Genomic DNA, 25,349 nt, shown 5'->3' with positions numbered 1-25,349 from the left:
ACAGGAATTCGTCCGATGCCCCGAGTTACCGACGTTCCGCGCAGGGCTTGCGCGAGGGCGTGTCACGTAGAGCGTGTATCCTCGGACTCGCAGCGGCTCGGCGTTTCCACGCGGTTTATGTTTCCAACCAGGAGAGAAGCCATGTTCAGAAGCAGATGGTTGAGCGGCGCGGCACTGGCCGCGTTGCTGGCGGCGTCGGGTGCAGCGCAGGCTGCAAGCGTGTCGTTCGTGCAGCCGACGGACGGCGCGAGCGTCAGCAATCCGGTCCACGTGGTGTTCCGCGTCGAGGGCATGAAGATCGCGCCCGCCGGCACAATGACGGACGGCACCGGCCATCATCATCTGCTGGTGGACGGCAAGCCGCTGCCCAAAGGCGAGGTGATTCCCGCCAACGACAAATCGCTGCACTTCGGCAAAAGGCAGACCGAAACGGATCTGACACTGCCGCCGGGCGATCACACGCTGACGCTGCAATTTGGCGACGGCGCGCATCGTTCTTATGGCCCCGACCTCAGCAAGACGATCACGGTGCATGTGAAGTGATGGGTGCGCCCCTGCGAGGGCGCAATGGCGGGCACGCGCGGCCCGGTGATTCGTCCTATGTCTTCAGGCTTACAGGCACCAGCCCGCGCGCCCGGTACAATGAGCAGTTCCGACTCATCGCTGTCTTCTCCAATTCTCCATGTCGCTTTACACCATTACCGGGGCCCAACTGGCATTCGGTCACGTCGCGTTGCTCGATCACGCGGACTTCTCTCTCGAATCGGGCGAGCGCGTCGGGCTGATCGGCCGCAATGGCGCGGGCAAGTCGTCGCTGCTGAAAATCGTCGCCGAACTCGCCAAGCCCGACGACGGACTCGTCACGCGCCAGCAGAATCTGACCACGGTGTACGTGCCTCAGGAGCCGGAGTTCGATACGGACGACACGGTGTTCGATGCAGTCGCCGCCGGCCTCACGCACGCCCGCGCGCTGCTCGACGAATACGACGCGGTCGCCAACCAGCTTGCGGACGAACCGGAAGGCGCACAGCACGACGCGCTGATGGCACGCATGAACACGCTGCAATCGTCGCTGGACGCGGCGGACGCCTGGAACTGGAGCACGCGCGTCGCGACCACGCTGCAGCAGATCGGCCTGAATGGCGAGGCGCGCGTCGGTTCGCTGTCGGGCGGCATGCAAAAGCGCGTGGCGCTCGCCCGTGCGCTCGTCGTGCAGCCTGACGTACTGCTGCTCGATGAGCCGACCAACCACCTGGATTTCGACGGCATCCGCTGGCTCGAAGATCTGCTCGTGTCGCAGCGGGCGGCGCTCCTCTTCATCACGCACGACCGGGCGTTTCTCGACCGCGTCGCGACGCGCATCGTCGAACTGGATCGCGGGCGTCTGCTTTCATATCCGGGCAATTTCTCGGCTTATCAGACGCGCAAGGCACAGCAGCTGGAAATTGAACGCGTTGAAAACGAGAAGGCCGACAAGCTCCTCGCGCAGGAAGAGGTGTGGATTCGCAAAGGTGTTGAGGCGCGCCGCACGCGCAGCGTCGGCCGGATCGCACGGCTCGTCGAAATGCGCAACCAGCGCGCCGAACGCCGCAACGTGCAAGGCAACGTCAAGCTCGACGTGGGCCAGGGCGAGAAGTCGGGCAAGATCGTTGCCGAACTGACGGACGTCACAAAGCGCTACGGCTCGCGCACCGTGATCGACAGTTTCACGGCGACCGTCATGCGCGGCGACAAGATCGGTTTCGTCGGTCCGAACGGCGCGGGCAAAACCACGCTGCTGAAGATCATCCTCGGCGAGTTGCAGCCTGACGAAGGCACGGTGCGCGTCGGCACCAATCTGCAAGTGGCTTATTTCGACCAGATGCGCGCGCAGCTGGACCTGGACAAAAGTCTCGCCGATACGATCAGCCCCGGCAGCGAGTGGGTGGAAGTCAACGGCCAGAAAAAGCACGTCATGAGCTACCTGGGCGACTTCCTGTTCGCACCGGAGCGCGCCCGTTCGCCGGTCAAATCGTTGTCGGGCGGCGAGCGTAACCGTCTGCTGCTCGCGCGGCTCTTTGCGCGGCCGGCCAACGTGCTGGTGCTCGACGAACCCACCAACGACCTCGACATTCCCACGCTCGAACTGCTGGAAGAGCTGCTCACCGACTACGACGGCACGGTGCTGCTCGTAAGCCACGACCGCGCGTTTCTCGATAACGTCGCGACGTCGGTGATCGCGTCGGAAGGCGGGGGCAAGTGGCGCGAATACGTAGGCGGCTTCACAGACTGGCAGATCCAGAGCCAGCGCTCGCAGCAAATGGCGCAGGAAGCGCAGAAAGAGGCGAACAGGGACGCGGCCAAAGACAGCGCGAAAGACAGCGCGGCTTCCAAGGACGGTGCCGCTGGCCGCAACACCCAACGCGCGGCCAAGTTGTCTTTCAAGGAACAGCGCGAACTGGAAGCGTTGCCGGAGAAAATCGCCGCTCTCGAAGCGGAGCAGAAAGCCATCGGTGCGCAGCTTGAAGACGGCTCGATATTCGCGAAAGATGCGCAGGAGGGCAAACGCCTTTCCGAACGCTACGCCGCGATCGACGAAGAACTGCTGCTCGCGCTCGAGCGCTGGGACGAACTGGAAAAGCGCCGCAAATAGAGCGGCGAGCGCCGACGTGTTGCGTCGTCGGCGCATTTGCTTTTGCATGGGCCACGCCTTGTCCGGAAGGCCGATCGCTTGAGCCGTGAATTGCCGCCAGGTTTGAAATCAGTAAAATACCCCGCGAACAGGCTTCCCCGGCGTTCGCACCGGCGGCAACGATGCGCGGCAATAGTGCCGTGCGTCGGGCCGTTATCCTGCGTGTCGATAAGAGCCCGCGCACAAAAGCGCGTGGCCGTCACGTGAAATGCGCGCGGAAGCCATGCGGCAAAACAGTCTGCCCGCGCTGCGGGCACCCCACCTAACCACGTTGTTTCGTTTCGCTTTTTTTGAAAACTCAACGCATTGTCCACGGACCTGTCCACAGGACCTGTGGACAACGATGAACCGACGCACCCGAGTCAACCATGTCCACGAAAAAGCCAAACGCCGCGTATAGCGAAGCGTCGATCAAGGTGTTGAAGGGTCTCGAGCCGGTCAAGCAACGGCCCGGCATGTACACCCGCACCGAGAATCCGCTGCACATCATTCAGGAAGTTATAGACAACGCGTCGGACGAAGCCCTCGGCGGCCACGGCCGGCAAATCACGGTCACGCTGCACGCGGACCATTCGGTATCGGTCGAAGACGACGGCCGCGGCATTCCGTTTGGCCTGCATCCGGAAGAAGGCGTGCCGGTCGTGGAAATCGTGTTCACGCGGCTGCACGCGGGCGGCAAGTTCGACAAAGCCGCCGGCGGCGCCTACACGTTTTCGGGCGGCTTGCACGGCGTCGGCGTGTCCGTCACCAACGCGCTGTCCACTCGCCTCGACGTCACCGTGTGGCGCGACGGCAAGGTTGCCGCGCTGAGCTTTGCGCACGGCGACGTGGCGAAGCCGCTCGAAGTGCGTGCCGCAGCGAAGGGCGAAAAGAAGTCCGGCACGCGCGTTACCGCGTGGGCAGACCCGAAGTACTTCGACTCGCCCAATCTGCCGCTCGGCGAATTGCAACGGCTGCTGCGCTCGAAGGCCGTCTTATTGCCGGGCGTCGAAGTCACGCTTATCAACGAGAAAACCGGCGAACAGCAAAGCTGGAAATACGAAGACGGTTTGCGCGGCTATCTGCTCGAAGGCATGAACGGCAGTGACCTGCTCATTCCGCTTTTCGAAGGCGAGCGTTACGCCGAAAACTCGCGATCGAGTGAAGACACGTTCGCCGAAGGCGAGGGTGCCGCGTGGGTCGTCGCGTGGAGCGAGGAAGGGTCGCTCACGCGCGAGTCGTACGTTAACCTGATCCCGACGCCCGCAGGCGGCACGCACGAATCGGGCTTGCGCGACGGCTTGTATCAGGCGGTGAAGAGCTTTGTCGAATTGCACAACCTTCAGCCGAAGGGCGTGAAGCTTCTCGCTGAAGACGTGTTTGCGCGCGTGTCGTTCGTGCTGTCGGCAAAGGTGCTCGATCCGCAATTCCAAGGGCAGATCAAGGAGCGTCTGAATAGCCGCGACGCGGTGAAGCTCGTGTCGTCGTTTGCGCGCCCGGCGCTCGAATTGTGGCTGAATCAGCATGTGGAGCACGGCAAGAAGCTTGCTGACCTCGTCATCAAGCAGGCGCAGGCGCGTACGCGAGCCGGGCAGAAGGTCGAGAAGCGCAAGAGCTCCGGCGTGGCTGTGCTGCCAGGCAAGCTGACCGACTGCGAGTCGACGGAAATCGGCCGCAATGAGTTGTTCCTCGTCGAGGGCGATTCGGCCGGCGGCTCCGCGAAGATGGGCCGCGACAAGGAATATCAGGCGATCCTGCCGCTGCGCGGCAAGGTGCTGAACACATGGGAGACCGAGCGCGACCGCCTCTTTGCGAATAACGAAGTGCACGACATTTCGGTGGCGATCGGCGTCGATCCGCATAGTCCGGACGACAAGGTCGATCTGTCGAACCTGCGCTACGGAAAGATCTGCATTCTGTCGGACGCAGACGTGGATGGCTCGCACATTCAGGTGTTGCTGCTCACGCTGTTCTTCAAGCATTTCCCGCAGTTGATCGAACGCGGGCATGTGTGCGTCGCGCGCCCGCCGCTCTTTCGCGTCGACGCGCCCGCGCGCGGCAAGAAACCGGCGCAAAAGCTCTATGCGCTCGACGAAGGCGAACTCGAAGCGATTCTCGACAAGCTGCGCAAAGACGGCGTGCGCGACACGCAATGGTCGATCAGCCGCTTCAAAGGCCTCGGCGAAATGAGCGCCGAGCAACTGTGGGATACGACGATGAACCCGGACACACGGCGACTCACGCCGGTCGCGCTCGGCGAGCTCGACTACGACGCCACGGTCGCGCGCATGACCATGCTGATGGGCAAGGGCGAAGCGGCATCGCGGCGCAGCTGGCTGGAAGAAAAGGGCAATGAAGTGGAAGCGGATATCTGAGCGGTTTTACAGCGCTCGCATGTCGCACGGAAGCACGAAACTTCACGCCAAACACGATACGGAATCTAGATGGACGACGATAACACTCTCGACCTGTTCACCGAGCCACCGCCGCCGGAAGGCGATTTTCTGACGCTCGGCAACTACGCTGAACGTGCGTACCTCGACTACGCGGTCAGCGTGGTCAAGGGCCGCGCGCTGCCGGATGTATGCGACGGCCAGAAGCCGGTGCAACGCCGCATCCTGTTCGCAATGAACGACATGGGTCTGTCCGACAACGCGAAGCCGGTCAAGTCGGCGCGCGTGGTCGGCGACGTGCTCGGTAAATATCATCCGCACGGCGACCAGTCGGCCTATGACGCGCTGGTGCGTCTCGCGCAAGACTTTTCGATGCGCTACCCGCTGATCGACGGCCAGGGCAACTTCGGTTCTCGCGACGGTGACGGCGCGGCGGCCATGCGCTACACCGAAGCGCGTCTGACGCCGATCGCCAAGCTGCTGCTCGATGAAATCGATCAGGGCACGGTCGACTTCATGAAGAACTACGACGGCGAGTTCGACGAGCCGAGGCTCTTGCCAGCGCGTTTGCCGTTCGTCCTGCTCAACGGCGCCTCGGGCATTGCCGTGGGCCTCGCCACCGAAATCCCGTCGCACAACCTGCGAGAAGTCGCGAGCGCAGCGGTCGCGATGATCCGCAACCCGAAGATTGCGCATGCCGAATTGATGCAGCACATTCCGGGTCCGGATTTCCCAGGCGGCGGCCAGATCATTTCGAGCGAAGCGGAAATTTCGGCGGCCTACGAAACCGGCCGCGGCAGCCTGAAGGTTCGAGCACGCTGGAAGATTGAAGACCTCGCGCGCGGCCAGTGGCAACTGGTCATCACCGAATTGCCGCCGAACACGGCCGCGCAAAAGGTCCTCGAAGAAATCGAGGAACAGACCAATCCGAAGATCAAGCTTGGCAAGAAGGCGCTAACGCCCGAACAGTTGCAAGGCAAGCAGACCATGCTGGCCTTGCTCGACGCGGTGCGCGACGAGTCCGGTAAGGACGCGCCCGTGCGCCTCGTGTTCGAGCCGAAGTCGAGCCGCATCGATCAGACGGAGTTCGTCACCACGCTGCTCGCGCATACGAGTCTCGAATCGAATGCGTCGCTGAATCTCGTGATGGTCGGCGGCGACGGCCGGCCGCGTCAGAAGGGCTTGAGCGAAATCCTGCACGAGTGGATCGCGTTCCGCTTCGCGACGGTCACGCGCCGCACGCGTCACCGTTTGACGAAGGTGGACGACCGGATCCACATCCTCGAAGGCCGGATGATCGTCTTTTTGAATATCGACGAAGTCATCCGCATCATTCGCGAGTCCGACGAACCGAAGGTCGCGTTGATGGCCGCGTTCGGTCTGTCCGATCGCCAGGCCGAGGACATCCTCGAAATCCGGCTGCGTCAGTTGGCTCGTCTCGAGAAGATCAAGATCGAGAAAGAGCTTGCCGAACTGCGCGACGAGAAAGCGAAGCTCGAAGAACTGCTCGGCAGCGAATCGGCGATGAAGCGCCTGCTCATCAAGGAAATCGAAGGCGACGCGAAGCAGTACGGCGACGAGCGCCGCACGCTGATCCAGCAGGAAAAGCGCGCGACGTACGAAGCGCGCGTGGTCGATGAACCTGTCACGGTCGTGGTCTCGCAAAAGGGCTGGGTGCGTGCTTTGAAGGGGCACGGGCTGGACACGGCTGGCTTCACGTTCAAGGCCGGCGACGGTCTCTACGCCGCGTTCCAGTGCCGCACGCCCGATACGCTCGTCGCGTGGGGCAGCAATGGCCGCGTCTATTCGGTCGCGGTGGCGTCGCTGCCGGGCGGCCGTGGCGACGGCGTGCCGGTGACGTCGCTGATCGAACTCGAATCGGGCAGCCACCTGATGCATTACTACGCGGCTTCGGCTGACCAGGCATTGTTGCTCGCGTCGAGCAACGGCTTTGGCTTTATCGCGAAGGTCGGCGACATGGTGAGCCGCCTGAAGGCGGGCAAGTCGTTCATGACAATCGACGCCGGCGCTGTGCCGCTCGCGCCCATGCCGATGCTGCCGGACGCGACGCAGGTCGCGTGTCTGTCGTCGAGCGGGCGCCTGCTGGTATTCGGTCTCGACGAAATGAAGACGCTCTCCGGCGGCGGTCGCGGCGTCACGCTAATGGCGCTCGACGACAAGGAAACGCTGGTTCAGGCGCTCGCGATCAACGCGGCGGGGGTCATGCTGATCGGCGCGCGTCGCGGCGGACGTCTGGACGAAGAAAAGCTGAGCGGCGCCGCTTTGGCGTCGCATGTCGGCAAGCGGGCGCGTAAAGGGCGCACGCCTGAAACCAAGCTGAAGCTCGAAGGTATGCGCCCCGTGCTGGCCGCTTGACGAAGATTGACGTTCCAATACGGCCGGCGTCTGCTAGCATGCGAGGCGCTGGCCGTGCGCAGTGAAGTGTGCCGCAGTGGCTCGCGGCAACCACGCAGTTACCACTCCGTAACTGCGGAGCACGTTGCAGAAAATTCGGGGGCGGCGTTACGGTGTCGAAGTGCGGTATTCCGTCGAGATACAGGCGCGCTGCAATAACAACAAGAAAAACGACGAGAAAGCCTTGGGCCTGCTGGAACTGCACTCATGGCGTGCGGTCGAACGCGCTCAATAGCCGCTGCTCATATCATTCGTCATAAGCGGTGTGGCGTCGTCGGAGAGGAATACAACATGAACAAGGCTATCGAACTCGCGCTGTTTCTACACCTGCTCGCAGTCGCGATATGGATCGGCGGGATGGTCTTCGCGCATTTCTGCTTGCGCCCGGCAATTGCCGATCTTTCGCCCCAATTGCGTTTGCCGTTGTGGGAGTCGGTGTTTGGCCGCTTCTTCAATTGGGTTGCAGCTTCGGTGCTGGTCATTCTGCTGACGGGCGGCTTCCTGCTGATGCAATTCGGCGGCGGCCACGCCACGTGGCCGTTGCATGCAATGGCCGGCCTTGGCATCGTCATGATGCTGATTTTCGGACATATCCGCTTCGCGGTGTTTCCGCGCATTCGCCGCGCGGTGCAGGCGCAGAAGTGGCCTGACGGCGCACAGGCAGTCGGCACGATCCGGCGTCTGGTGCTGATCAATATCGTGCTTGGCGTGGTAACCGTCGGGTTCGCCGTGCTGTCGCGCGGGTTTTGACAGACGCTTGCCGGTTCGCTGAGCTGTCGAAGCACGGTCGCTGAGCTGTCGCTGCGCAGCGACGGAGAATCTCCGAGCGCGCGGCTAAAGCAATGCGCCGTATGCGAGCCACAGTCCACATACGACCGCGACGGTGCCGTACACCACGTACACGGGCACCTTCAGCTTCGCGAAACACATCGCCGAGAATAGCGCGGTAATCAGATAGACCGGTTGCAACGGCACGCGTCCGGCGATACGTAGCACGGCCACCGCAAGGAAGGCCGTGGTGACCGCGCGCAGAATCCGCATGCCGTGCTCGAATTGCTGGTTCATCTTCAATTGATGCAGGTGCTGCTGCGCCAGCACCACGAGGCATCCGGACGGCACGAACAACGCGAGCGTGGCGATGAGCGCGCCAGCCCACCCGTCGACGAGATAGCCGAAGAACGGCACGACATTCAGAAGCGGTCCCGGCGATAACGGCGACAGCGAAAACGCCAGCGTGAAGTCATTGTCCGATATGCCGATCGTCGGCGTGACGAACAATGTCTTGAGCACCGGCAATGCGGAGAAGCCGCCGCCGAACAGCGTCATGCCCGCGCCCGCGAGCCGCGGCCATAGCAGCGCGAGATCGTAGCGATGCGGCAGCGGTAGCGCGAACAGCAGCACGAACACGCACAGCATCGTGAGGATCTGCCAGTCGACGCGCGCGAACGACACGGCAAAGCGCGTGTCCCGCACGGGGCTGACCACCCAGCCCGCACCGAACGCCGCGCTTAGCATCAGCACATAAGCGGCAGGGCTGTGCGCATAGAAAAGCGCGATACAGCCGACGACCGCCGCAGTCCATTCGAGCTTGCCGCGCACGAGCGCACGTGTCTGCTTATACCAGGTGATGCCGATCAACGTGGCGAGTACGACGCTGAAGTGATTGAGCAGGGTCTGCGACGCGGCGGCGCGCACGATCGGCGTGCGATAGAAGATCGCGAAGAGCGTCATCAGCATGAAAAAGGGCAGCACGCTGGCAATGCCCGCGACCCATGCGCCGGCGCGTCCGCGCAGCGCGTGTCCGAGTTGCACGGCGACATTGCAGCCCACCGGCCCCGGCACCATCCACGCAAGCGCGATCAGATCGGAGAACGCGACCCGCGAGAGCCGTCCTTCACGTTCGACGTAGTGATTCTCGAGCTGAGCCATCAGCGCGAGGCCGCCCCATGACAATGCCGACAGGCCGAACACGACCCGAAACAGCGTCCATAGCGGTTCCCGTTCCCCTCGTCTTGCCGCATCGTGGCTTGTTATGGTCTGCATGGCGCCACGGCGCCCGCTGAGCGGGCGTCCGTCCTGTGGATCGTGTGGGTGTTGCGCGAGGCCGACCGGTCCGGCGGCCCCGCGCGAGATTGCAATACAGCGAGAATGTAGCCCGTTTTGTGTGACTGCGGTATGGGCGGGCTTCTCGATTGCAGCATCGAAAGTCAAAGCCTTGCAAGCGACGCCTTCGGCGCGACTGCCTAGCCGTTCGTGCTGGTGCTGGCGCTCGTATTCGTTTCCTGAACGGGATGCCGGCCCGTCATGCCGCACACGCCGAACCGTTCGAGCAGCGCCGGAATTGCGTCGACAGGAACCGGACGCGAAAACAGAAAACCCTGTGCCTCGATATGACCGAGCGCGGCGAGCCACGCAATCTGCTCTTCCGTTTCCGTTCCTTCGACAACCACCGTCAGCCCGAGCGAGCGCGCCAGATTGACGATCGCGGTGACCATCACGCAAACGCTGCGGTCGCCCGGAATAGCCTGAACGAACGACCGGTCCACCTTCAGCGTATCCACGGAAAAACGGTTCAGATACGACAGCGACGAATAGCCAGTGCCGAAGTCGTCGAGTGCGATCCGCACGCCAAGGCGCTTGAGCGCAAAGATCTTTTCGGAGACGAGTTCCGGATATTCCATCATCGCCGTTTCCGTGATTTCGAGTTCCAGGCGGCGTGCCGAAATGCCGCTTTCCTCGATCGCGTGCGACACCGTTTCGTACAGATCGCCGCGCCAGAATTGCACGGCCGAAATGTTCACCGCGAGCGACAGCGTGTCGTAGCCTTGCTGCTGCCACACGGCCAGTTGCCGGCACGCGGTCTCGATCACGAAGTCGCCGATCGGCACGATGAGGCCGGTGGACTCCGCGACCGGAATGAATTCGTTGGCCGGAATCAGACCGTGTTGCGGATGGTTCCAGCGCACCAGCGCCTCGAAGCCGGTGATGCAGCGGCGCGTGAGGTCGATCTTCGGCTGGTAGGCGAGAAACAGTTGCCCTTCGGCAAGCGCGACGCGCAACTGCTGTTCCCACTTCATCAGATGGTCGGCGCGATGCGACAGCTGCGGCGAATAGAACTGGTAGCAGTTCTTGCCCGCATCCTTCGCGCTGTACATCGCGAGGTCGGCTTTTTTCAGCAGGTCGATCTCGCTTTCGTTGGCGACCGAATAAAGCGCGATGCCGATGCTCGCATGCAGCACGAACGAGCTGCCGCGCACCTCGAACGGTTTCGCGAACGCTTCCGCCGCCGCTTCGGCGAGCGCGACCGCGCGCTTCTCGACGTCCTCGCCCTTGATGACGACGACGAACTCGTCGCCGCCGATGCGGCTTAGCGTGCCGTCGTCCGCGACCGCGGTGGAGAGCCGCGAGGCCGTCATTTGCAGCACGATGTCGCCGGCGTTGTGACCGAGCGTGTCGTTGACCGTCTTGAAGTTGTCGAGGTCGATAAACAGAATCGCGAGGCGGCCCAGGTTGGCCGGTTGCGCGACTTCGTGGCGCAGCGTCCGCAAGGTTGCATAGCGATTGCGCAAGCCGGTGAGCAGGTCGTATTCGACCAGATGCGTCATTTCGCGCTCGCGGCCGAGCAGCTTGCCGATCAGGCCGGTTGCCACGGCGAAGAAGCTCAGCATGGCGAGCGAGATGAACCCCGCCATCAGCAGATAGACGTTGCGCGTATGGTTGTAGTCGGCGAACTCCTCGGCTTGCGACAGACCGACCAGCACGCCGAGCGGATAACCGTCGATATGCCGGTACGACACGATGCGCGTGACGTTGTCGATCGAATCGACATAGGTGCCCGAGACGTGTTCCGACGTCGGATACGAGCCGCTCGCCGAGAACGAGCCGTTCGCATTCACGGCGCTGCCGGTGCGGCGCGCGAGCACCCTGCCGTTGTCGGAGATGACCGCGATCACGCCTTCGCGGCCGATCGCCGCGTTGTTGTAGAAGTCGCTCGTGAAATAGCTCGGGTCTTCGGATACCACGACGACACCCGCAAACGTGCCGTCCGGATGATTCAGGCGCCGCGTCATCTGCAAGGTCCAGTGGCCCGACACGCGGCCGAGCACCGGCTTGCTGATATACAACTGGTCGTCGTTTTCGTGCTCGTGGACTTTGAAGTGTTCGCGGTCCGACAGATCGATGCGCTTGGGATTGAGCTCGGCCGTATTGGCAATCAACTGCCCGCGTTCATCGATCAGCGATACCTGCACGAGCGTCTCGCTTTGCACGACGCCTTTTTCAACCGTGCTGGCAAGATCGAAACGTCCCGGTGTCTTCTCGAACTCGTATTTGACGAACCGCGTGATCTGATCGACCTGGTGAATCGCCTTGATCGTATGCTGTTCGAGCGCTGCCGAGAGAATCGCGGCAGACGCCATGGCCTCGCGATAAGTGGCTTCTTTCTCGACGGAAAGACGCGCGAAGATCACGGTCCACAGAAGCACCAGCACCAGTACGCCGAGCGCGGGAATCGCGAACAGCGCACGCCGTCTGGACGCAGCGGGATCGCGGCGGCTTTTGGCTTCGCGCTGATCGGAGAAGCGGGTTTTGCTCATCAGGCGGCCCGTACCCGACTGGGGGCCGGTTGCGAACGCGCGAGGGTCGTCGGCGCTGTTTTCATGGATGGCTGCATGGTGACCAAGTTGCCGGAACTACTGCGCAAGAAAGGGCGTGGCCTGGCGCCTGATCGTTCGCACTTTGTCGAGTACGTTTCGATATTACTTAATGCCACTGGATTAAGGAAGGGTCCCGGCATCGGGTATACGCTGGCGCGGTCCGCGCCTGTATCGAGGCTGTTTTGCGGTCCGTCCGGGCTGCGGTTTTCCGCCTGGTTCCTTGGCGCGCTCCATAGTCCGCCGGTCCGCGAGTCGGAGCATGAGCGGGATAGAACGGCGTTGGAACTGGTATTCGGATGCTGCATCGAGGTTCGGCGTTCCGGCATGGCGGCTGTCACGTGCGTGGTCTTTTCGGGCGGTCTTTATGCGAATTGCATCGGCTCAGCACAGAGAGCGGCTTTTTGTGGCTAAACGTGGTTAAGCGTGGCGAATGGACAAGTTGCGCGTGTCTGCTTCTTCACTGCCTTGCAGGAGCCTTGCGATTGCTCCATTCAATGCGGTGAGATGTAAGCAAACGATGGGCCGGTCACGGCATCCGGAACGTACCGTCGACGACAGTCACCGACGAGCCGCCGATCCACGTCTTGCTGTTCGTGTCGTCGTAGCGCACGAAGACCTGGCCGGCGCGTCCGAGCGCGGTGCCCTGGCGCGCGGTGTAGCTCGCGCCCGGCCGTAGATTCTGCGCACTCAGCAAACCCGCGAGCGCCGCATTGGCACTGCCGGTAACAGGGTCTTCGCCGACGCCGAACGCGCCGCCCGCCATCAGGCAGCGCACTTCGAACGTGGCAGGGCCGCCGGCCTCGTGCGGACCATAAACGGCGAGACCGTGCGTGCCGACCGATTGCACGATGCGCGCGAGCGCTGCGGCGTCGGGTTCGAGCGCGAGACAATCGCGCGCCGAATTCACGCGCACGACGAGCCACGGCGCGCCATTGTCGACGGCGCTCGGCGTGGCGCCGAAGTCCATCGCGTCGCTACGCAAAGCCGTAGACAGTGCGGCGTATTGCTGTTCCGGCAGCGGCGAAATTCGCGCAGGCGGTGCGGCGAAGGCCCACGCGCCATGCATGTCGCCGGAGTCCTCACGAACGGACTGCAATTCGACGAGCCCCACGCCGCACTGCTGAACGAGCTTGCCCGGCTGCTTCGGCTGATAGCCGCTTTCGAGCAGGGCGTGCGCGGTGCCGAGCGTCGGATGACCGGCAAAGGGCAATTCCCCATGAGTCGTGAAAATGCGCACGCGATAGTCGGCGGCCGGGTCCGTCGGCTTCAACAGGAAGGTTGTTTCGGACAGATTGGTCCAGTGCGCGATCGCCTGCATTTGCTCGGCGCTGAGCGTGTCGGCGTCGAATATGACGGCAAGCGGATTGCCTTTGAACGGCACCGACGTGAACACGTCGACCTGTTTGAAACGAACTGTGTTAGCGGGCATCGGGGGCGGTCCGGCGATTCCTGCGGTTGATAGGGTTCGCGGATTCTATCTGCTGCTGCGGGAACGGGCTACCTCGCCACAAATGCAAAACGCGCCGCGGGTGATCGACACCTCGCGACGCGTTCAGTGCGACAGGCCGGACGAGCCGGCCTTAAATCGCGATGCGTTACTCGACTTCCGCGATCATTTCGATTTCGACGCATGCGCCGAGCGGAATCTGCGCGACGCCGAATGCCGAGCGTGCGTGCTTGCCGCGCTCGCCGAACACGTCGGCGACGAGTTCCGACGCACCGTTCGTGACGAGGTGCTGCTCGGTGAATTCGTGCGTGGAATTGACGAGACTCATCAGCTTGACGATGCGCGTGACGCGGTTGAGGTCGCCCACATGCGCGTGCAGCGTGGCAAGCAGGTCGATGGCGATGGATCGCGCCGCGGCCTTGCCGTCTTCGGTGCTGAGCTCGGCGCCGAGCTTGCCCGCCCACACCTTGCCGTCCTTCTTCGCGATGTGGCCGGACAGGTACACCGTATTGCCGCTTTGCGCGCTCATCACATAGGCGGCCGCCGGCGCGCCGGCGTTCGGCAATTCGATGCCCAGTTCCTTCAGCTTGTCATAAACATTCGTTTGAGCCATGTTGTGTCCTCGGTCGGTAATGAGAGGTGGTTGCGGCGAACGGGCCGGCTAATTTCAGAGCTTGGCGCGGACCAGCGTCGCGAGACGCGACACGCCTTCGTCGATCTTCGCCGGCGGTACCGTGACGAACGACAGGCGCAATGTGTTGTGCTGCGCTTCGTTGGCGAAGAACGGACCGCCCGGCACGAACGCGACATTCTGTGCGACCGCTTCTTCCAGCAGCTTCATGCTGTCGATTTGCGCAGGCAGGCTCACCCAGATGAACATGCCGCCTTCCGGACGGTTCCACTGCACGCCTTCGGGCATGTAACGCTCGAGCGCGGCGAGCATTGCCGCGCACTGGTCGCGGTAAAGCTCGCGGATGGTCGGCACATGCGTGTCGAGAAAGCCGACCTTGATCACTTCATGAACGATGCGCTGGGTAAAGCTCGGCGTATGCAGGTCGGTGGCCTGCTTGGCCTGCACGAGTTTGAAGATCAACTCTTCGGGCGCGATGATGTAGCCGACCCGCAGACCCGGCGCGAGCACCTTGGAGAAAGAACCCAGATGGACGATGTGGTCGGGCGCCATCGACAGCATGGTCGGCAGCGGTTCGCCCGCATAATCCAGCGCGCCGTAGGGATCGTCTTCGATTACCGGGAACGGCGCGGTCTTCGCGAACTCGGCGAGCGCGCGGCGGCGCTCGACCGGCAGGCGGCGGCCAGTCGGATTCTGGAAATTCGGTTGTGCGTACAACAGGCGGGCGCCGGCGGTAAGTTCGGGCGTGAGTCCTTCGGGAATCAGCCCTTGTTCGTCGGTCGGCACCTGGATGTAGTGCGGTTCGTACATGGAGAACGATTGCAGTGCGCCGAGGTAGGTCGGCGTTTCGACCAGTACGGGGCTTTGCGGACAGACCAGCACCTTGCCGAGCAGATCGAGCGCCTGCTGCGAGCCGGTCGTGATGAGCACCTGACTCGGGCGGATCTGCGCGCCGTTCACCGAGTAGCGCTTCGCGACCCACTCGCGCAGCGGCGCATAGCCTTCCGTTGCGCTGTACTGAAGCGCGGCGGCGGGCGAGTCGCGCAAAATGCGGTCGGACGCTTCGCGCATGCGTTCGGCCGGGAAGGTGGCCGGCGAGGGCAGGCCGCCCGCGAACGAAATGACTTCGGGCCGCTCCGTGACCTTCAGGATCTCGCGGATCGCCGAGCTGGTGAGCTTGCGTGCGCGTTCGGACAATTGCCACGTGGGGGCTTTCAAGTCGCTTTGGTCCATGGTCTCCTCTGCTGGTATCTCTGGAACCTGTCAAAACTTCGATTATCGCGCGAGTCGGCGACCCGCGCGCGCTGGCTATTTAAGGGTCCGTAGACCGTTGGGTGTTTCGAACTCGGCGGTGAGCGCGGCCGGAGCCGCTGCGTCGTCCGTCGGACGCAGCTTTATCAGATGCGCGGCGCCTAGCCACTGCAATTGCGCGGCCACCGTCTCGACTTGCGGATGCTGGCCGTTCAGCGCTTTTAGTGCGATGCCGGTTTCCGGAAGTGACTCCGACGGATGCCGCGCCGTGTCCCACTGGATGAGCGAGGGCAGCACGCCGTCGCCGGCGCCTTGCCAGGAGGGAAATGCGCCGTCGTCCGCAATCGACAGCCCCCAGCTGAACTCGCCGCGCGTGAGAGGCACGATCGGCGGGATGCGTTGCGGGTACTGGGCCTGCCACGTCGGCAGATGCTTCGGGCGCTCGACGCGGACGACCCAATGCGACAGATACGGCCCGTTCTCGAGGCGCGCGTGCGTGGCGGGGTCGTCGAGCGCGAAGAGCCGCGCGCGCGGCGCGGCGGCGGCCGATTCCTGCGCGGCGTTGGCATGCGGATCGATTGCGATCACTTCCAGATACGCGCCGTCCCACAGGTTCAGCAGACGGTTGTGAGTCCGCATCAACGGATGCGCGCCGCCGCCGGCCGGTGCCACGCCGAGAACGTCGGCGACGTACTGCGTACCCTCGTCGAGCGTGCGGGCGGAAACAACGAGATGATCGAGACGAAGCAAATGTGCGGTCATTGCGGATCGGGAAAACGGGTTTCACATCGGGCCGGACCCGCACCACGCGCAGCGTATGCGGGGGCCCGGGCACGTAAGCATAACCGGTCACGGGGCGACGACAACCCGCGAACGTGTGCTTGACGGGCGATCGACGTGCCCTTGACGGGCGATCAACGTGCGGTGCGAGGTCTTTGCGGCGGCTTCACGGCAACTTCACGGCAACTTCACGGCGACTGGCCGTGAGTCTGTCTGGGGGCGCGTGCCGGTTAGCTTGCCGGCTTGCCCTTATCGGTTCGCTCGCCGCTGCAAAGCGGCGCTCGCGCATCCGATAGCCTGCTCGGCGGGATCGCCGCCAGGCTCGGTACTTCGACGACGCCGCGCATCCGGCCGGCGCGCTTCTTCTGTCTCAAATGTAGCGGCGGCGACCTGCACAGTAACGGTACAATCGATTCGATACCGTTCGGTACAGTTGGAGTGCGTCTATGTCCGTCCCGCTTACACAAATTCCCGCCCCACACGACACGGCGTCGCTGACGCTGGTCGAGCAACTCGTGCAATGGGCCCGCCGCCGCATCGAAGAGCGCGTGTTTCGCCCCGGCATGCGTATGCCGTCCATCCGCAAGCTGGCGCTCGACAAAGGCGTGTCGCGTTTCACGGTGGTCGAGGCGTACGAGCGGCTAGTCGCACAGGGTTACCTGGAGTCGCGGCGCGGCTCGGGTTTCTTCGTGCGCGAGCGTCTGGCGGGCGCGGCGGTTTCGGAAATGCGTCCGGTCACGCAGGCGCCCGCGCCGGCGACCATCGACGTGGTCTGGCTGCTGCGCAACATGCTGCATACCGGGGCGCGCCCGGAGCGCAGTCCGGGTCTCGGCTATCTGCCGGCGCGCTGGCTCGACGGCGAGTTGATCACCAACGCGCTGCGCACGCTGGGCCGGCAAAGCGGCGCGCAGATGCTGGGGATCGGCACGCCGCTCGGTTTTCTGCCGCTGCGCCAGCAGTTGCAGACGCGGCTCGAGGAACTGGAGATCGGCGCGTCGCCCGAGCAGATCGTGATGGTGTCGGGCATCACGCAGGCGATCGACCTGATTTCGCGCATTTATGTGAAGGCGGGCGATTCGGTGATCGTCGGCGATCCGGCGTGGTTCCAGATGTTCGGGCGTTTCGCGTCGCAAGGCGCACGGCTTGTCGGCATGCCCTATACGCCGGACGGCCCGGATCTCGACGCGCTCGAATCGCTGGTGCAGACCTGGCGGCCGAAGATGCTGGTGATCAATTCGGTGCTGCAGAATCCGACCGGCACGTCGCTCACGGCCGCGCAGGCGTTCCGCATCTTGAGGCTTGCCGAGGCGTACGACTTCATCGTGGTCGAAGACGACATTTACGGCGATCTCTGCCCGCCGAGCTATGCCGGCACGCGGCTGGCAAGCCTCGATCAGCTCAAGCGCGTGATCTATCTAGGCAGTTTTTCGAAGACGCTCGCGCCGAATCTGCGCGTGGGTTTCATCGCGTGCGCGCCGGAAGTCGCGAAGGCGGTCAGCGACCAAAAAATGCTGGTCGGCATGACGAGCCCGGAATTGAACGAGCGGGTGCTGTACAAAATCCTCACCGAGGGTCATTACCGACGCCACGTCGAGCGGTTGCGTGCGCGGCTCGACGGCGTACGCGAAAAATCCGTGCGGATGCTGGAAAAGACCGGCCTGAAACTGTTCCTGACACCCACGGCCGGTATGTTTGTGTGGGCCGACACCGGAGTCGACGCCGACGGCCTCGCGGCCGCCGGCCACGAAGCCGGTTTTCTGCTGACGCCCGGCAGCCTTTTTTCGCCGCAGCAGTCGCCCACCACGTGGATGCGCTTCAACATTGCCAATTGCGGGGATCCGGAACTGGCGACGTTCCTCTGCCGTTACCTGGACGGCGTTGCGCGCCGCGCCTCTTGAAACGGCGCCGCATCGCCCTTATTTAGGCGGACGATCCGGCGGCACGGCACCGCACGTCGGCAACCCGGCCCCGTGCCACGCCTGACCCGAAACGCATCCGCAACACCCGATTCGCAAAAACCGATTCGCAACAGAGAGGAAGTCCGACCATGGCACAAGAAACCATGAGCTTTCAGGCAGAAGTGAAACAGCTTCTGCAACTGATGATCCATTCGCTGTACAGCAACAAGGAAATCTTTTTGCGCGAGCTGATTTCCAATGCGTCCGACGCGGCCGACAAGCTGCGTTTCGAAGCAATTGAAAACAGCGGGTTGTACGAGAACGACCCGAATCTGCGCATTCGCGTGTCGTATGACAAGGACGCGCGCACCATCACGATCGACGATAACGGCATCGGCATGAGCCGTGACGAAGCAATCGCCAACCTCGGCACGATCGCGCGCTCGGGCACCAAGGAATTCTTCGGCAAGCTGTCGGGCGATCAGCAGAAAGACGCTGCGCTGATCGGGCAGTTCGGCGTGGGCTTCTACTCGGGCTTCATCGTCGCGGACAAGATCACGGTCGAGACGCGCCGCGCCGGATTGCCAGCGTCGGAAGGCGTGCGCTGGGAAAGCGCCGGCGAGGGCGATTTCGCCGTCGAGCAGATCGAGCGCGCCGCGCGCGGCACGACCATCACGCTGCATCTGCGTGCAGACGAAGACGAACTGCTGTCATCACATCGGCTCAAGTCGATCATTCAGCGGTATTCCGATCACGTCGCGTTGCCCATCCTGATGAAGAAGGAAGAGTGGGACGCGGAAAAGAGCGCGATGGTCACGAAAGACGAGGACGAGACCGTCAATCAGGCCAGCGCGCTGTGGACTCGTGCGAAGAACGACATCACCGAAGAGCAGTACAAGCAGTTTTATCAGCATCTGTCGCACGATCATCAGGATCCGCTTACGTGGACGCATAACCGCGTCGAAGGCCGGAGCGAATACACGCAGTTGCTCTACGTGCCGAGCCACGCGCCGTTCGACCTGTGGAACCGCGATCATCGCGGTGGGCTGAAGCTGTACGTGAAGCGCGTGTTTATCATGGACGACGCCGAGCAACTGCTGCCCGCGTACCTGCGTTTCGTGAAGGGTGTGGTCGATTCGAGCGATCTGCCGCTTAACGTCTCGCGTGAGATCCTGCAGGAAAGCCGCGACGTCAAGGCGATTCGCGAGGGCGTGACCAAGCGCGCGCTGTCGATGCTGGAAGATCTGGCCAACTCGGATAACGACGCCGACAAGGAGAAGTACGCCGGCTTCTGGAAGGAGTTCGGCCAGGTGCTGAAGGAAGGCATCGGCGAAGACTTTGCGAATCGCGAGCGTATTGCCAAGCTCGTGCGCTTTGCGTCCACGCATACGGAAACGCCGGAGCAGAACGTGTCGCTCGCCGATTACGTCGCGCGCATGAAGCCGGAGCAAAGCAAGATTTACTACGTGACCGCCGACACCTGGCAGGCCGCGACGCACAGCCCGCATCTCGAAGTGTTCCGCAAGAAGGGTGTGGAAGTGCTGCTGCTGACCGACCGTGTGGACGAATGGATGCTGTCGTTCCTGAACGAATTCGACGGCAAGCCGCTGCAGAGCGTGGCGCGCGGCGATCTGGATCTGGGCGCGCTGAACGACGAGGAAAAAGAGGCGCAGGAAAAGGTGAGCGAGGAGCTCAAGCCGCTCGTCGACAAAATGAAGGAAGCGCTGAAGGACAAGGCAAAAGACGTGCGCCTCACGTTCCGCCTGACCGATTCGCCCTCGTGCCTCGTTGCAGACGACGGCGAGATGAGCGGTTACCTGCAGCGCATGCTGAAGGCCGCAGGGCAGCAGGCGCCTTCGTTCCATCCGATTCTGGAAGTGAATCCGGAGCACGCACTGGTCAAGGGCTTGCATGCCGATAGCGCGAACTTCGACGACTGGTGCCACCTGCTGTTCGACCAGGCTTTGCTGGCCGAGGGCGGCGCGCTTGAAGATCCGGCGAGCTTCGTGAAGCGTACGAACGCGTTGTTGCTTGCGCGCGCGAATTGAGCCTGATCGTTTAGCGTCGAACCGACGTTCAACGTAGTGAAAGAAAAAATGCGCTGCTTCGGCAGCGCATTTTTTTTGCCGCGCGCTTTGTGGTGTTATGGACCGACCGAGAGAAATCCGGATCGGTCACTGCATGTGCATTAATGGGCGAATGTTAGCCCGTGCAGGTGACGCACTTGCGCAAGCACGCTCCCGGCCAGCTCCTTCGCCTCGAAACTGGAATGATGATCGCCGAGCACCTGCGCCGCGAGGCTGCCGATTGCCGCGCTCGTCTGTTTAGCAGTGTGGTGTTGCGCGAGCGCGGAGCCGGCTAGCTCTTTCTCGATATGGGTAGCGCCCTGACGAGCCAATACGACCGACGCAAGATGCGCGATACGGTCAGAAGTTTCCTTTACGTTTGTAGTACTCAAGCTGACTCCCTGCTGCTAGTTATAGATTTGCTCGACGCCTTGGGTTTGTTTCGATGCCGTGCAAAATTAATTATGGTTAACTAACTAAAACTAATCAACGACCATAAATTGAGATTAGTTTATGAGACGCAGGGCACGGCATTATCTTGACCGTCGCGCTTCGAAACTGGGCGGCTCGAAGATCGGGCACGTTCTTCGAGCCACTTTCTGTACAAGCCGTGCGCGTGGAATCCCTTTTGCGATTGAAGCGCCTGCGCGTTGCGGCACTTTCTGAGTTTTCATGTCCGATTCCGCTTTGGCCGCTCCGGCGGCACTGATCAATGTCACAACGCCTCTCGAGACGGTTCATCTTCTTTGGTCGGTTCTGCGCGAGGAGGGCCACCACGCGGCAGTGCTGCGTGCGGCCGAACTGGCCGCCGCTGGCGTGACATGGCAGTTGCATGCCGATCTGCACGCGAGCGCGGGGCGTTTCGAAGACGCGTATCACAGCGCATCGCAGGCACAAGCTGAAGCCGGCGGCGCGCGCCATGCTCGCCTTGCGCTGTTTGCCGACGCGCTCGCCCGCGCTGAGGTCGCGCGGCATCACAGCGAGATCGCGGTCGCCGCGCAGCCGCTTGCCACCACGCTCGAATGGATCGTCTGGCTCATCAACGGATGTGGCGCGCATTCGGCGGCGGCGCATATGTTGCGAGCCTATCGGCAGCGAGCGCCGCACGACGCGCGCGCGCCGTGGTGGCTGGCTATTTCGCTCGGTGCGCTGGGTGCGGCGGGTGGGGCGGGTGGGGCCAGCGGTCCGGGCGCGCGCGAGGAGCGGCGTGCCGCGCTCGCGAGCGCATATTCGCTCGATCCGGCCGTCGATCCGGCGTTGCCGTTGCAGTTCGTGCTGGCATTGCGCGAGGTGCGCGACTGGACTGCGGTCGGGCACGTGTGCCGCGAGGCGCTGGCGCGCAATCCCGCAGACGCGGAAATGGCGTGGCAGCTCAGCCACGCGCAATGGCAGTGCAACGACGCCGCGGCGGCCGAGGCGACCATGCGCGCCGCGAATGCTGCGTCGCCAGGCAATGCGGACGTGCTCGCCGCGATTGGCTTCTATCTATGCGAACAGGCGCGCTACGAGGACAGTGCCGCGATGTTGCGAGAAGCACTCGCGGTCAATCCGCACGCGGTGACGCCGGCAGTCGATCTTGCAGACCTGGATCTGCGGCACGGCGCATGGGCAAGCGGCTGGAAGCGTTTCGAGGCACGCCTCGCACGCGACGACCGCGAGCCGAACAATATCGTTTCGGTTATGGCTCGCCTGTGTCCGCGCTGGCAAGGGGAGGAGCTCGCCGGCAAGACGCTTGTCGTGCACAGCGAACTCGGCAACGGCGACGACATTCACATGGTGCGCTATGTCCCGCAACTTGCCGCCCGCGTGCGTCAGGAAGGCGGCAGGCTCGTGCTCTGCGTGCGTAAGTCGTTGCACGCGCTGCTCACGCGTTTTTACGCGGACTGCGTGTCCATCGAAGACGGCCCGCTCGGCGCGCCGGATTACAGCCTGCCCATCATGAGCTTGCCGCTTGTGCTGGACCTGCAGCCGGAGCAGGTCCGAGGCGATGCGTATCTTCACGCCGATCCGGACAAGGTGAGCGCGTGGCGTGAGCAGCTACGCAGACAGGCGCCGCAGGCGAGACTGCATGTTGGGCTCGTGTGGGCGGGAAGCCCTACGCATCGTCGCGACGAAAAGCGTTCGATTGCGCGGGCAACGCTTGAACCGTTGCTGTCGCTTGCCGATGTCATCTTCTATTCGCTTACGCCAGGACGTGCGGCCGATGTCGCGGTGCTGACCGCGCAGGGTTACAGCGTGTGCGACATGACGGCGCAATATCACGCCGGCTTCGACGACGTTGCCGCCCATCTCGGTGCGCTCGACGCGCTAGTCACGGTCGACAGTGCACCGTTGCATCTTGGCGGCGCGTTAGGGCGGCCGGTGTTGGCGATGCTCGACCACGTGTCGCACTGGGCGTGGGGCAACGAGGAGGCGCAACCCTGGTACGACTCGGTGGAGCTCTTCAGGCAGCCGCAGCCGGGGCAGTGGGCTCCCGTCATCGAGCGTGTGACGGCGCGCCTTCAAGCGCTGATGGCGGCCGGCGCGACCAACAAGGAATCGAGCCACGCAGCGCATCCGGCAGTAACCGGCTGATGACAACTGACACGGGCGATTCGGGTTTATTACGCAGCGAGGCGCCGCCAACCGACCTAGATGCAGATTCAGACGCAGACGCACTGCATCAACTCGGGCTTGCACATTTTCGCGACGGCGCGCTCGAGCGTGCCTCTGAGCAGCTGGATCGCGCACTGAACCTCGCGCCCGATCGTGCGGATATCTGGGAGCATCGCGGGCTGCTTGCCGTGCTGGGCGGCAATCGGATCGCGGCCGAGGCGTTCTACCATCGCGCGCTGAACTTAAGTGGTGGGAGTGCCAGCGTTCATCGGAATCTTGCTGATTGCCTCAAGCTCTCCGCGCGATTCGCCGAGGCGCGCCAACACTATCAGACCGCGGTCCGCTTCGAGCCCACATTGCACCATGCAGTTCGCGCGCTCGCGCAGATCTGCATGGAACAGGAGCAGCACGCCGATGCAGCGAACTATTGGGCGCGAGCATGGGCGCTCGACTCGGCGAACATTGCAGATGCGTTCATGCTGATCGCGGCTTTGTCGAAGGCGCAGCGCGATGCCGAGATCGGCGATCTGTTGCCGGCCCTGCGCGCACGCTGCAGTTCCGACGCAGCAGCTCTGCAGCAACTCGCATTCACTCTGAACAGCGCGCATCGTTTTGCGGACGCGGTCAGCGTCGCGAGGCAGGGAATCAGCGTTGAACCGAACAACGCCTGGCTGCATCACAACGCGTCGTTCGCGCTCAATATGCTCGGCGACTTCGAGCACATGCAGATGCATACCGCCGAGGCCGCCCGGCTCATGCCGGCCAACCCGTCGATGCAGTTCAACCTCGCGGCATCACAGCTCCGCGCGGGCGATTTCGAACGAGGCTGGAAGCAATACCGGTGGCATGACGCACTACCGGAAAATCACGATCTGGTTCGCCCGGATTTCCCGGAGTGGCAAGGCGAGCGCGTGCTCGGTTGCCGTTTCCTGCTGATCGGCGAACAGGGCCTTGGCGATCAGATCCAGTTTCTGCGTATGGCCGACTGGCTGCATCGGCGTGGCGCGCAGGTGGACGTCTGGGTCGAAGAGCCGCTTGGCGATGTGGCGCGCCATGCGGCGGGCGTGCATGCGGCATGGACCACAGCGCCGCCCGGCCCGTACGACTACTGGTGCCGCATGTTGAGCATGCCTGCGCATATGAAACTCGAATTGCCGATGTTGCCGCTTGCCACGACTTATGTGCAGGCACAGCCTGCAGCGATGCAGCGCTGGCGTGACCGCATGGACGCACTTGGTTCTGTCAAGGCGCAAGGGCCGTTCACGAAGCGCGTCGGGATCGTTTGGGCGGGCAATCCCGCATATGCGCTCGACCGCTATCGGTCCATTGGGCTTCAGCAATGGCCGCCTTTTCTGGAGCAGCCGGGCGTGCGTTGGTTCTCGCTGCAAAAAGGGGAGGCGCAGCACGACGCGGCGGCTTTGTCCGAGGAGATCGACATGCATGTTCTCGGACCGGAGATTCACGACTTCATGGATACGCTGGCGATCATTCAGTCGCTCGATCTGGTCGTTACCGTAGACACTGCGGTCGCGCATCTTGCCGGCGCCTGCGGCACGCCGGTGTGGGTACTGGTGCCCACCTTTACAGACTGGCGCTGGATGGCCGAACGCGCCGATAGTCCGTGGTATCCGTCAATGCGTCTTTTCAGACAGCGTGAGTTGAATCAATGGGAAGCGGTGCTCGCTGAGGTCGCGCAGGCGCTGCAGGAGTACGTCGGCAGCTGAGTCTGCAGCTGAGTTGGCAAATGAATCGGCAGATGAGCCGGGCGCGCGCGGCGCAGCCGGCCCCGTGTGTGACTAGCGTAATCCGCCTGAAGCGGCTGGCGCCTACTTCTTGCCCATCAACGTTTCCATGGTTTCGCCGCGCACCACGATCTCAGTGCGGCGATTGAGCGCGCGTCCTTCGGGCGTATCGTTGCTTGCAACCGGATTGTTGTACGCGTTGCCCTTGGTGCGAATGCGCTCCATCGTCACGCCGCGCGCCACGAGCGCGTAACCCACCGCGGTGGCGCGTGCTTCCGAGAGTTGCTGGTTGTAGTCGAGCGCGCCGACATTGTCCGTGTAGCCTTCGACGATGACCGGCTTCTTGCTGCGCTTGAGCAGCACCGCGGACCGGTCGACCACCGCGCTCGCATCGCCGCGCACTTCCGATTTGTTGAAATCGAACAGCGCTTTTTCGGGCAGCTTCACGGCGACGCCATCCGCGACCGGTGCGACCTCGATGCCCACGGCCTTGTTCAACGACGTCTCAGTATCGCGGTTCAACGGCGCGGCGCAGCCAGCCATCAGCAGCACCGATATTGCGCAGGCGCTCATGCTCAGAATTTTCTTCATGTTTGCTCTCTCGTTCGTTTGCACATCGGATGGCGCGCCCGTCGACAGCGGGCGAATCGCCGGTTCGTAAAGCACGGAGGTTTTATCGTGGGTCGCGGCGTTGGAGAATCGGACCTTTCCGAAATCGGCGACCCGATTGGGCATTTCGATACCGATGCGGCAGTGCAGCCGGATCGTCGGAAAAGACGCGTGCGGGCCGGGCAATCGTCCGACAGTCGCGCCGTTATAATCCGAA

The 25,349-nt window shown here is 63.0% G+C and carries 17 protein-coding genes; 9 read left to right on the top strand and 8 right to left on the bottom strand.

Translation table 11 applies throughout. The features are described 5' to 3' along the window. Nucleotides 1-141 precede the first annotated feature (141 nt). The 5 genes from ACTJLB_RS11020 (at nt 142) to ACTJLB_RS11000 (ending at nt 8,208) form a co-directional block, all read left to right on the top strand. Nucleotides 142-543: a DUF4399 domain-containing protein gene (locus tag ACTJLB_RS11020; RefSeq protein ID WP_392392444.1), complete on the top strand. Its 402-nt coding sequence runs from the start codon at nt 142-144 to the stop codon at nt 541-543. Nucleotides 544-682: 139 nt separating this feature from the next. After that, nucleotides 683-2,632, top strand: a complete 1,950-nt coding sequence (locus tag ACTJLB_RS11015; protein ID WP_440783263.1) for an ATP-binding cassette domain-containing protein — start codon at nt 683-685, stop codon at nt 2,630-2,632. A 407-nt stretch (nt 2,633-3,039) separates the two neighbouring features. Beyond that, nucleotides 3,040-5,025, top strand: a complete 1,986-nt coding sequence (locus tag ACTJLB_RS11010; protein ID WP_408127607.1) for a DNA topoisomerase IV subunit B — start codon at nt 3,040-3,042, stop codon at nt 5,023-5,025. A 69-nt stretch (nt 5,026-5,094) separates the two neighbouring features. After that, nucleotides 5,095-7,419 (top strand): DNA topoisomerase IV subunit A, encoded by a 2,325-nt coding sequence (gene parC / locus ACTJLB_RS11005; RefSeq protein ID WP_214876984.1) that lies wholly within the window; start codon nt 5,095-5,097, stop codon nt 7,417-7,419. Nucleotides 7,420-7,749: 330 nt separating this feature from the next. Beyond that, on the top strand, nt 7,750-8,208 hold the full coding sequence (locus tag ACTJLB_RS11000; protein ID WP_020065296.1) for a CopD family protein: 459 nt from the start codon (nt 7,750-7,752) through the stop codon (nt 8,206-8,208). An 84-nt stretch (nt 8,209-8,292) separates the two neighbouring features. Here the strand turns inward: ACTJLB_RS11000 and ACTJLB_RS10995 are convergent, their stop codons facing one another. From ACTJLB_RS10995 to ACTJLB_RS10970, 6 genes are all read right to left on the bottom strand, one after another. Further along, a complete protein-coding gene (locus tag ACTJLB_RS10995; protein WP_087751297.1) occupies nt 8,293-9,501 on the bottom strand; it encodes a chromate transporter in 1,209 nt (402 codons plus the stop codon). Nucleotides 9,502-9,701: 200 nt separating this feature from the next. After that, nucleotides 9,702-12,053, bottom strand: coding sequence for a bifunctional diguanylate cyclase/phosphodiesterase (locus ACTJLB_RS10990; protein WP_020065298.1), 2,352 nt, complete (start codon nt 12,051-12,053; stop codon nt 9,702-9,704). Between the two features lie 586 nt (nt 12,054-12,639). Next, nucleotides 12,640-13,542, bottom strand: coding sequence for a PhzF family phenazine biosynthesis protein (locus tag ACTJLB_RS10985; protein WP_440783261.1), 903 nt, complete (start codon nt 13,540-13,542; stop codon nt 12,640-12,642). 166 nt (nt 13,543-13,708) lie between these two features. Beyond that, a complete protein-coding gene (locus tag ACTJLB_RS10980; protein ID WP_020065300.1) occupies nt 13,709-14,173 on the bottom strand; it encodes a RidA family protein in 465 nt (154 codons plus the stop codon). 54 nt (nt 14,174-14,227) lie between these two features. Then, nucleotides 14,228-15,424, bottom strand: coding sequence for a PLP-dependent aminotransferase family protein (locus ACTJLB_RS10975; RefSeq protein WP_440783260.1), 1,197 nt, complete (start codon nt 15,422-15,424; stop codon nt 14,228-14,230). Between the two features lie 75 nt (nt 15,425-15,499). Then, the gene (locus ACTJLB_RS10970; RefSeq protein WP_440783259.1) at nt 15,500-16,204 is read right to left on the bottom strand and encodes a VOC family protein; all 705 of its coding nucleotides are present in this window, start codon (nt 16,202-16,204) and stop codon (nt 15,500-15,502) included. 464 nt (nt 16,205-16,668) lie between these two features. Between ACTJLB_RS10970 and ACTJLB_RS10965 the strand changes: the two genes are divergently transcribed. Next, complete coding sequence (locus ACTJLB_RS10965) at nt 16,669-18,120, top strand: aminotransferase-like domain-containing protein (RefSeq protein WP_020065303.1); 1,452 nt, start codon at nt 16,669-16,671, stop codon at nt 18,118-18,120. A gap of 149 nt (nt 18,121-18,269) precedes the next feature. Beyond that, nucleotides 18,270-20,168, top strand: a complete 1,899-nt coding sequence (htpG, locus tag ACTJLB_RS10960; RefSeq protein ID WP_020065304.1) for a molecular chaperone HtpG — start codon at nt 18,270-18,272, stop codon at nt 20,166-20,168. 140 nt (nt 20,169-20,308) lie between these two features. Here htpG and ACTJLB_RS10955 read toward each other — a convergent pair whose 3' ends face one another. Next, nucleotides 20,309-20,578, bottom strand: coding sequence for a hypothetical protein (locus ACTJLB_RS10955; RefSeq protein WP_020065305.1), 270 nt, complete (start codon nt 20,576-20,578; stop codon nt 20,309-20,311). Nucleotides 20,579-20,858: 280 nt separating this feature from the next. Between ACTJLB_RS10955 and ACTJLB_RS10950 the strand changes: the two genes are divergently transcribed. Beyond that, nucleotides 20,859-22,760 carry a hypothetical protein gene (locus tag ACTJLB_RS10950; protein ID WP_440783258.1) on the top strand — a complete coding sequence of 634 codons (1,902 nt, stop codon included), beginning with the start codon at nt 20,859-20,861 and terminating at the stop codon, nt 22,758-22,760. Then, nucleotides 22,760-24,505, top strand: coding sequence for a hypothetical protein (locus ACTJLB_RS10945; RefSeq protein WP_440783257.1), 1,746 nt, complete (start codon nt 22,760-22,762; stop codon nt 24,503-24,505). The genes ACTJLB_RS10950 and ACTJLB_RS10945 overlap by 1 nt, the downstream gene beginning before the upstream one ends. 102 nt (nt 24,506-24,607) lie before the next feature. Here ACTJLB_RS10945 and ACTJLB_RS10940 read toward each other — a convergent pair whose 3' ends face one another. Continuing rightward, nucleotides 24,608-25,114 carry an OmpA family protein gene (locus ACTJLB_RS10940; protein WP_440783256.1) on the bottom strand — a complete coding sequence of 169 codons (507 nt, stop codon included), beginning with the start codon at nt 25,112-25,114 and terminating at the stop codon, nt 24,608-24,610. Between the last annotated feature and the right edge of the window lie 235 nt (nt 25,115-25,349).

It is taken from the genome of Paraburkholderia sp. 22098, assembly GCF_052045935.1.
Lineage (GTDB): Bacteria > Pseudomonadota > Gammaproteobacteria > Burkholderiales > Burkholderiaceae > Paraburkholderia > Paraburkholderia caledonica.
Note: the sequence above shows the minus strand (reverse complement) of the source record. Positions and strands in the feature narration are given on the sequence as shown.

Bases quoted from the DNA above. Each gene is read 5' to 3' on its own strand.
- ACTJLB_RS11020 (WP_392392444.1), top strand. From the start codon at position 142: ATGTTCAGAAGCAGATGGTTGAGCGGCGCGGCACTGGCCGCGTTGCTG.
- ACTJLB_RS11015 (WP_440783263.1), top strand. From the start codon at position 683: ATGTCGCTTTACACCATTACCGGGGCCCAACTGGCATTCGGTCACGTC.
- ACTJLB_RS11010 (WP_408127607.1), top strand. From the start codon at position 3,040: ATGTCCACGAAAAAGCCAAACGCCGCGTATAGCGAAGCGTCGATCAAG.
- parC (WP_214876984.1), top strand. From the start codon at position 5,095: ATGGACGACGATAACACTCTCGACCTGTTCACCGAGCCACCGCCGCCG.
- ACTJLB_RS11000 (WP_020065296.1), top strand. From the start codon at position 7,750: ATGAACAAGGCTATCGAACTCGCGCTGTTTCTACACCTGCTCGCAGTC.
- ACTJLB_RS10995 (WP_087751297.1), bottom strand. From the start codon at position 9,501: ATGCAGACCATAACAAGCCACGATGCGGCAAGACGAGGGGAACGGGAA.
- ACTJLB_RS10990 (WP_020065298.1), bottom strand. From the start codon at position 12,053: ATGAGCAAAACCCGCTTCTCCGATCAGCGCGAAGCCAAAAGCCGCCGC.
- ACTJLB_RS10985 (WP_440783261.1), bottom strand. From the start codon at position 13,542: ATGCCCGCTAACACAGTTCGTTTCAAACAGGTCGACGTGTTCACGTCG.
- ACTJLB_RS10980 (WP_020065300.1), bottom strand. From the start codon at position 14,173: ATGGCTCAAACGAATGTTTATGACAAGCTGAAGGAACTGGGCATCGAA.
- ACTJLB_RS10975 (WP_440783260.1), bottom strand. From the start codon at position 15,424: ATGGACCAAAGCGACTTGAAAGCCCCCACGTGGCAATTGTCCGAACGC.
- ACTJLB_RS10970 (WP_440783259.1), bottom strand. From the start codon at position 16,204: ATGACCGCACATTTGCTTCGTCTCGATCATCTCGTTGTTTCCGCCCGC.
- ACTJLB_RS10965 (WP_020065303.1), top strand. From the start codon at position 16,669: ATGTCCGTCCCGCTTACACAAATTCCCGCCCCACACGACACGGCGTCG.
- htpG (WP_020065304.1), top strand. From the start codon at position 18,270: ATGGCACAAGAAACCATGAGCTTTCAGGCAGAAGTGAAACAGCTTCTG.
- ACTJLB_RS10950 (WP_440783258.1), top strand. From the start codon at position 20,859: ATGTCCGATTCCGCTTTGGCCGCTCCGGCGGCACTGATCAATGTCACA.
- ACTJLB_RS10945 (WP_440783257.1), top strand. From the start codon at position 22,760: ATGACAACTGACACGGGCGATTCGGGTTTATTACGCAGCGAGGCGCCG.
- ACTJLB_RS10940 (WP_440783256.1), bottom strand. From the start codon at position 25,114: ATGAAGAAAATTCTGAGCATGAGCGCCTGCGCAATATCGGTGCTGCTG.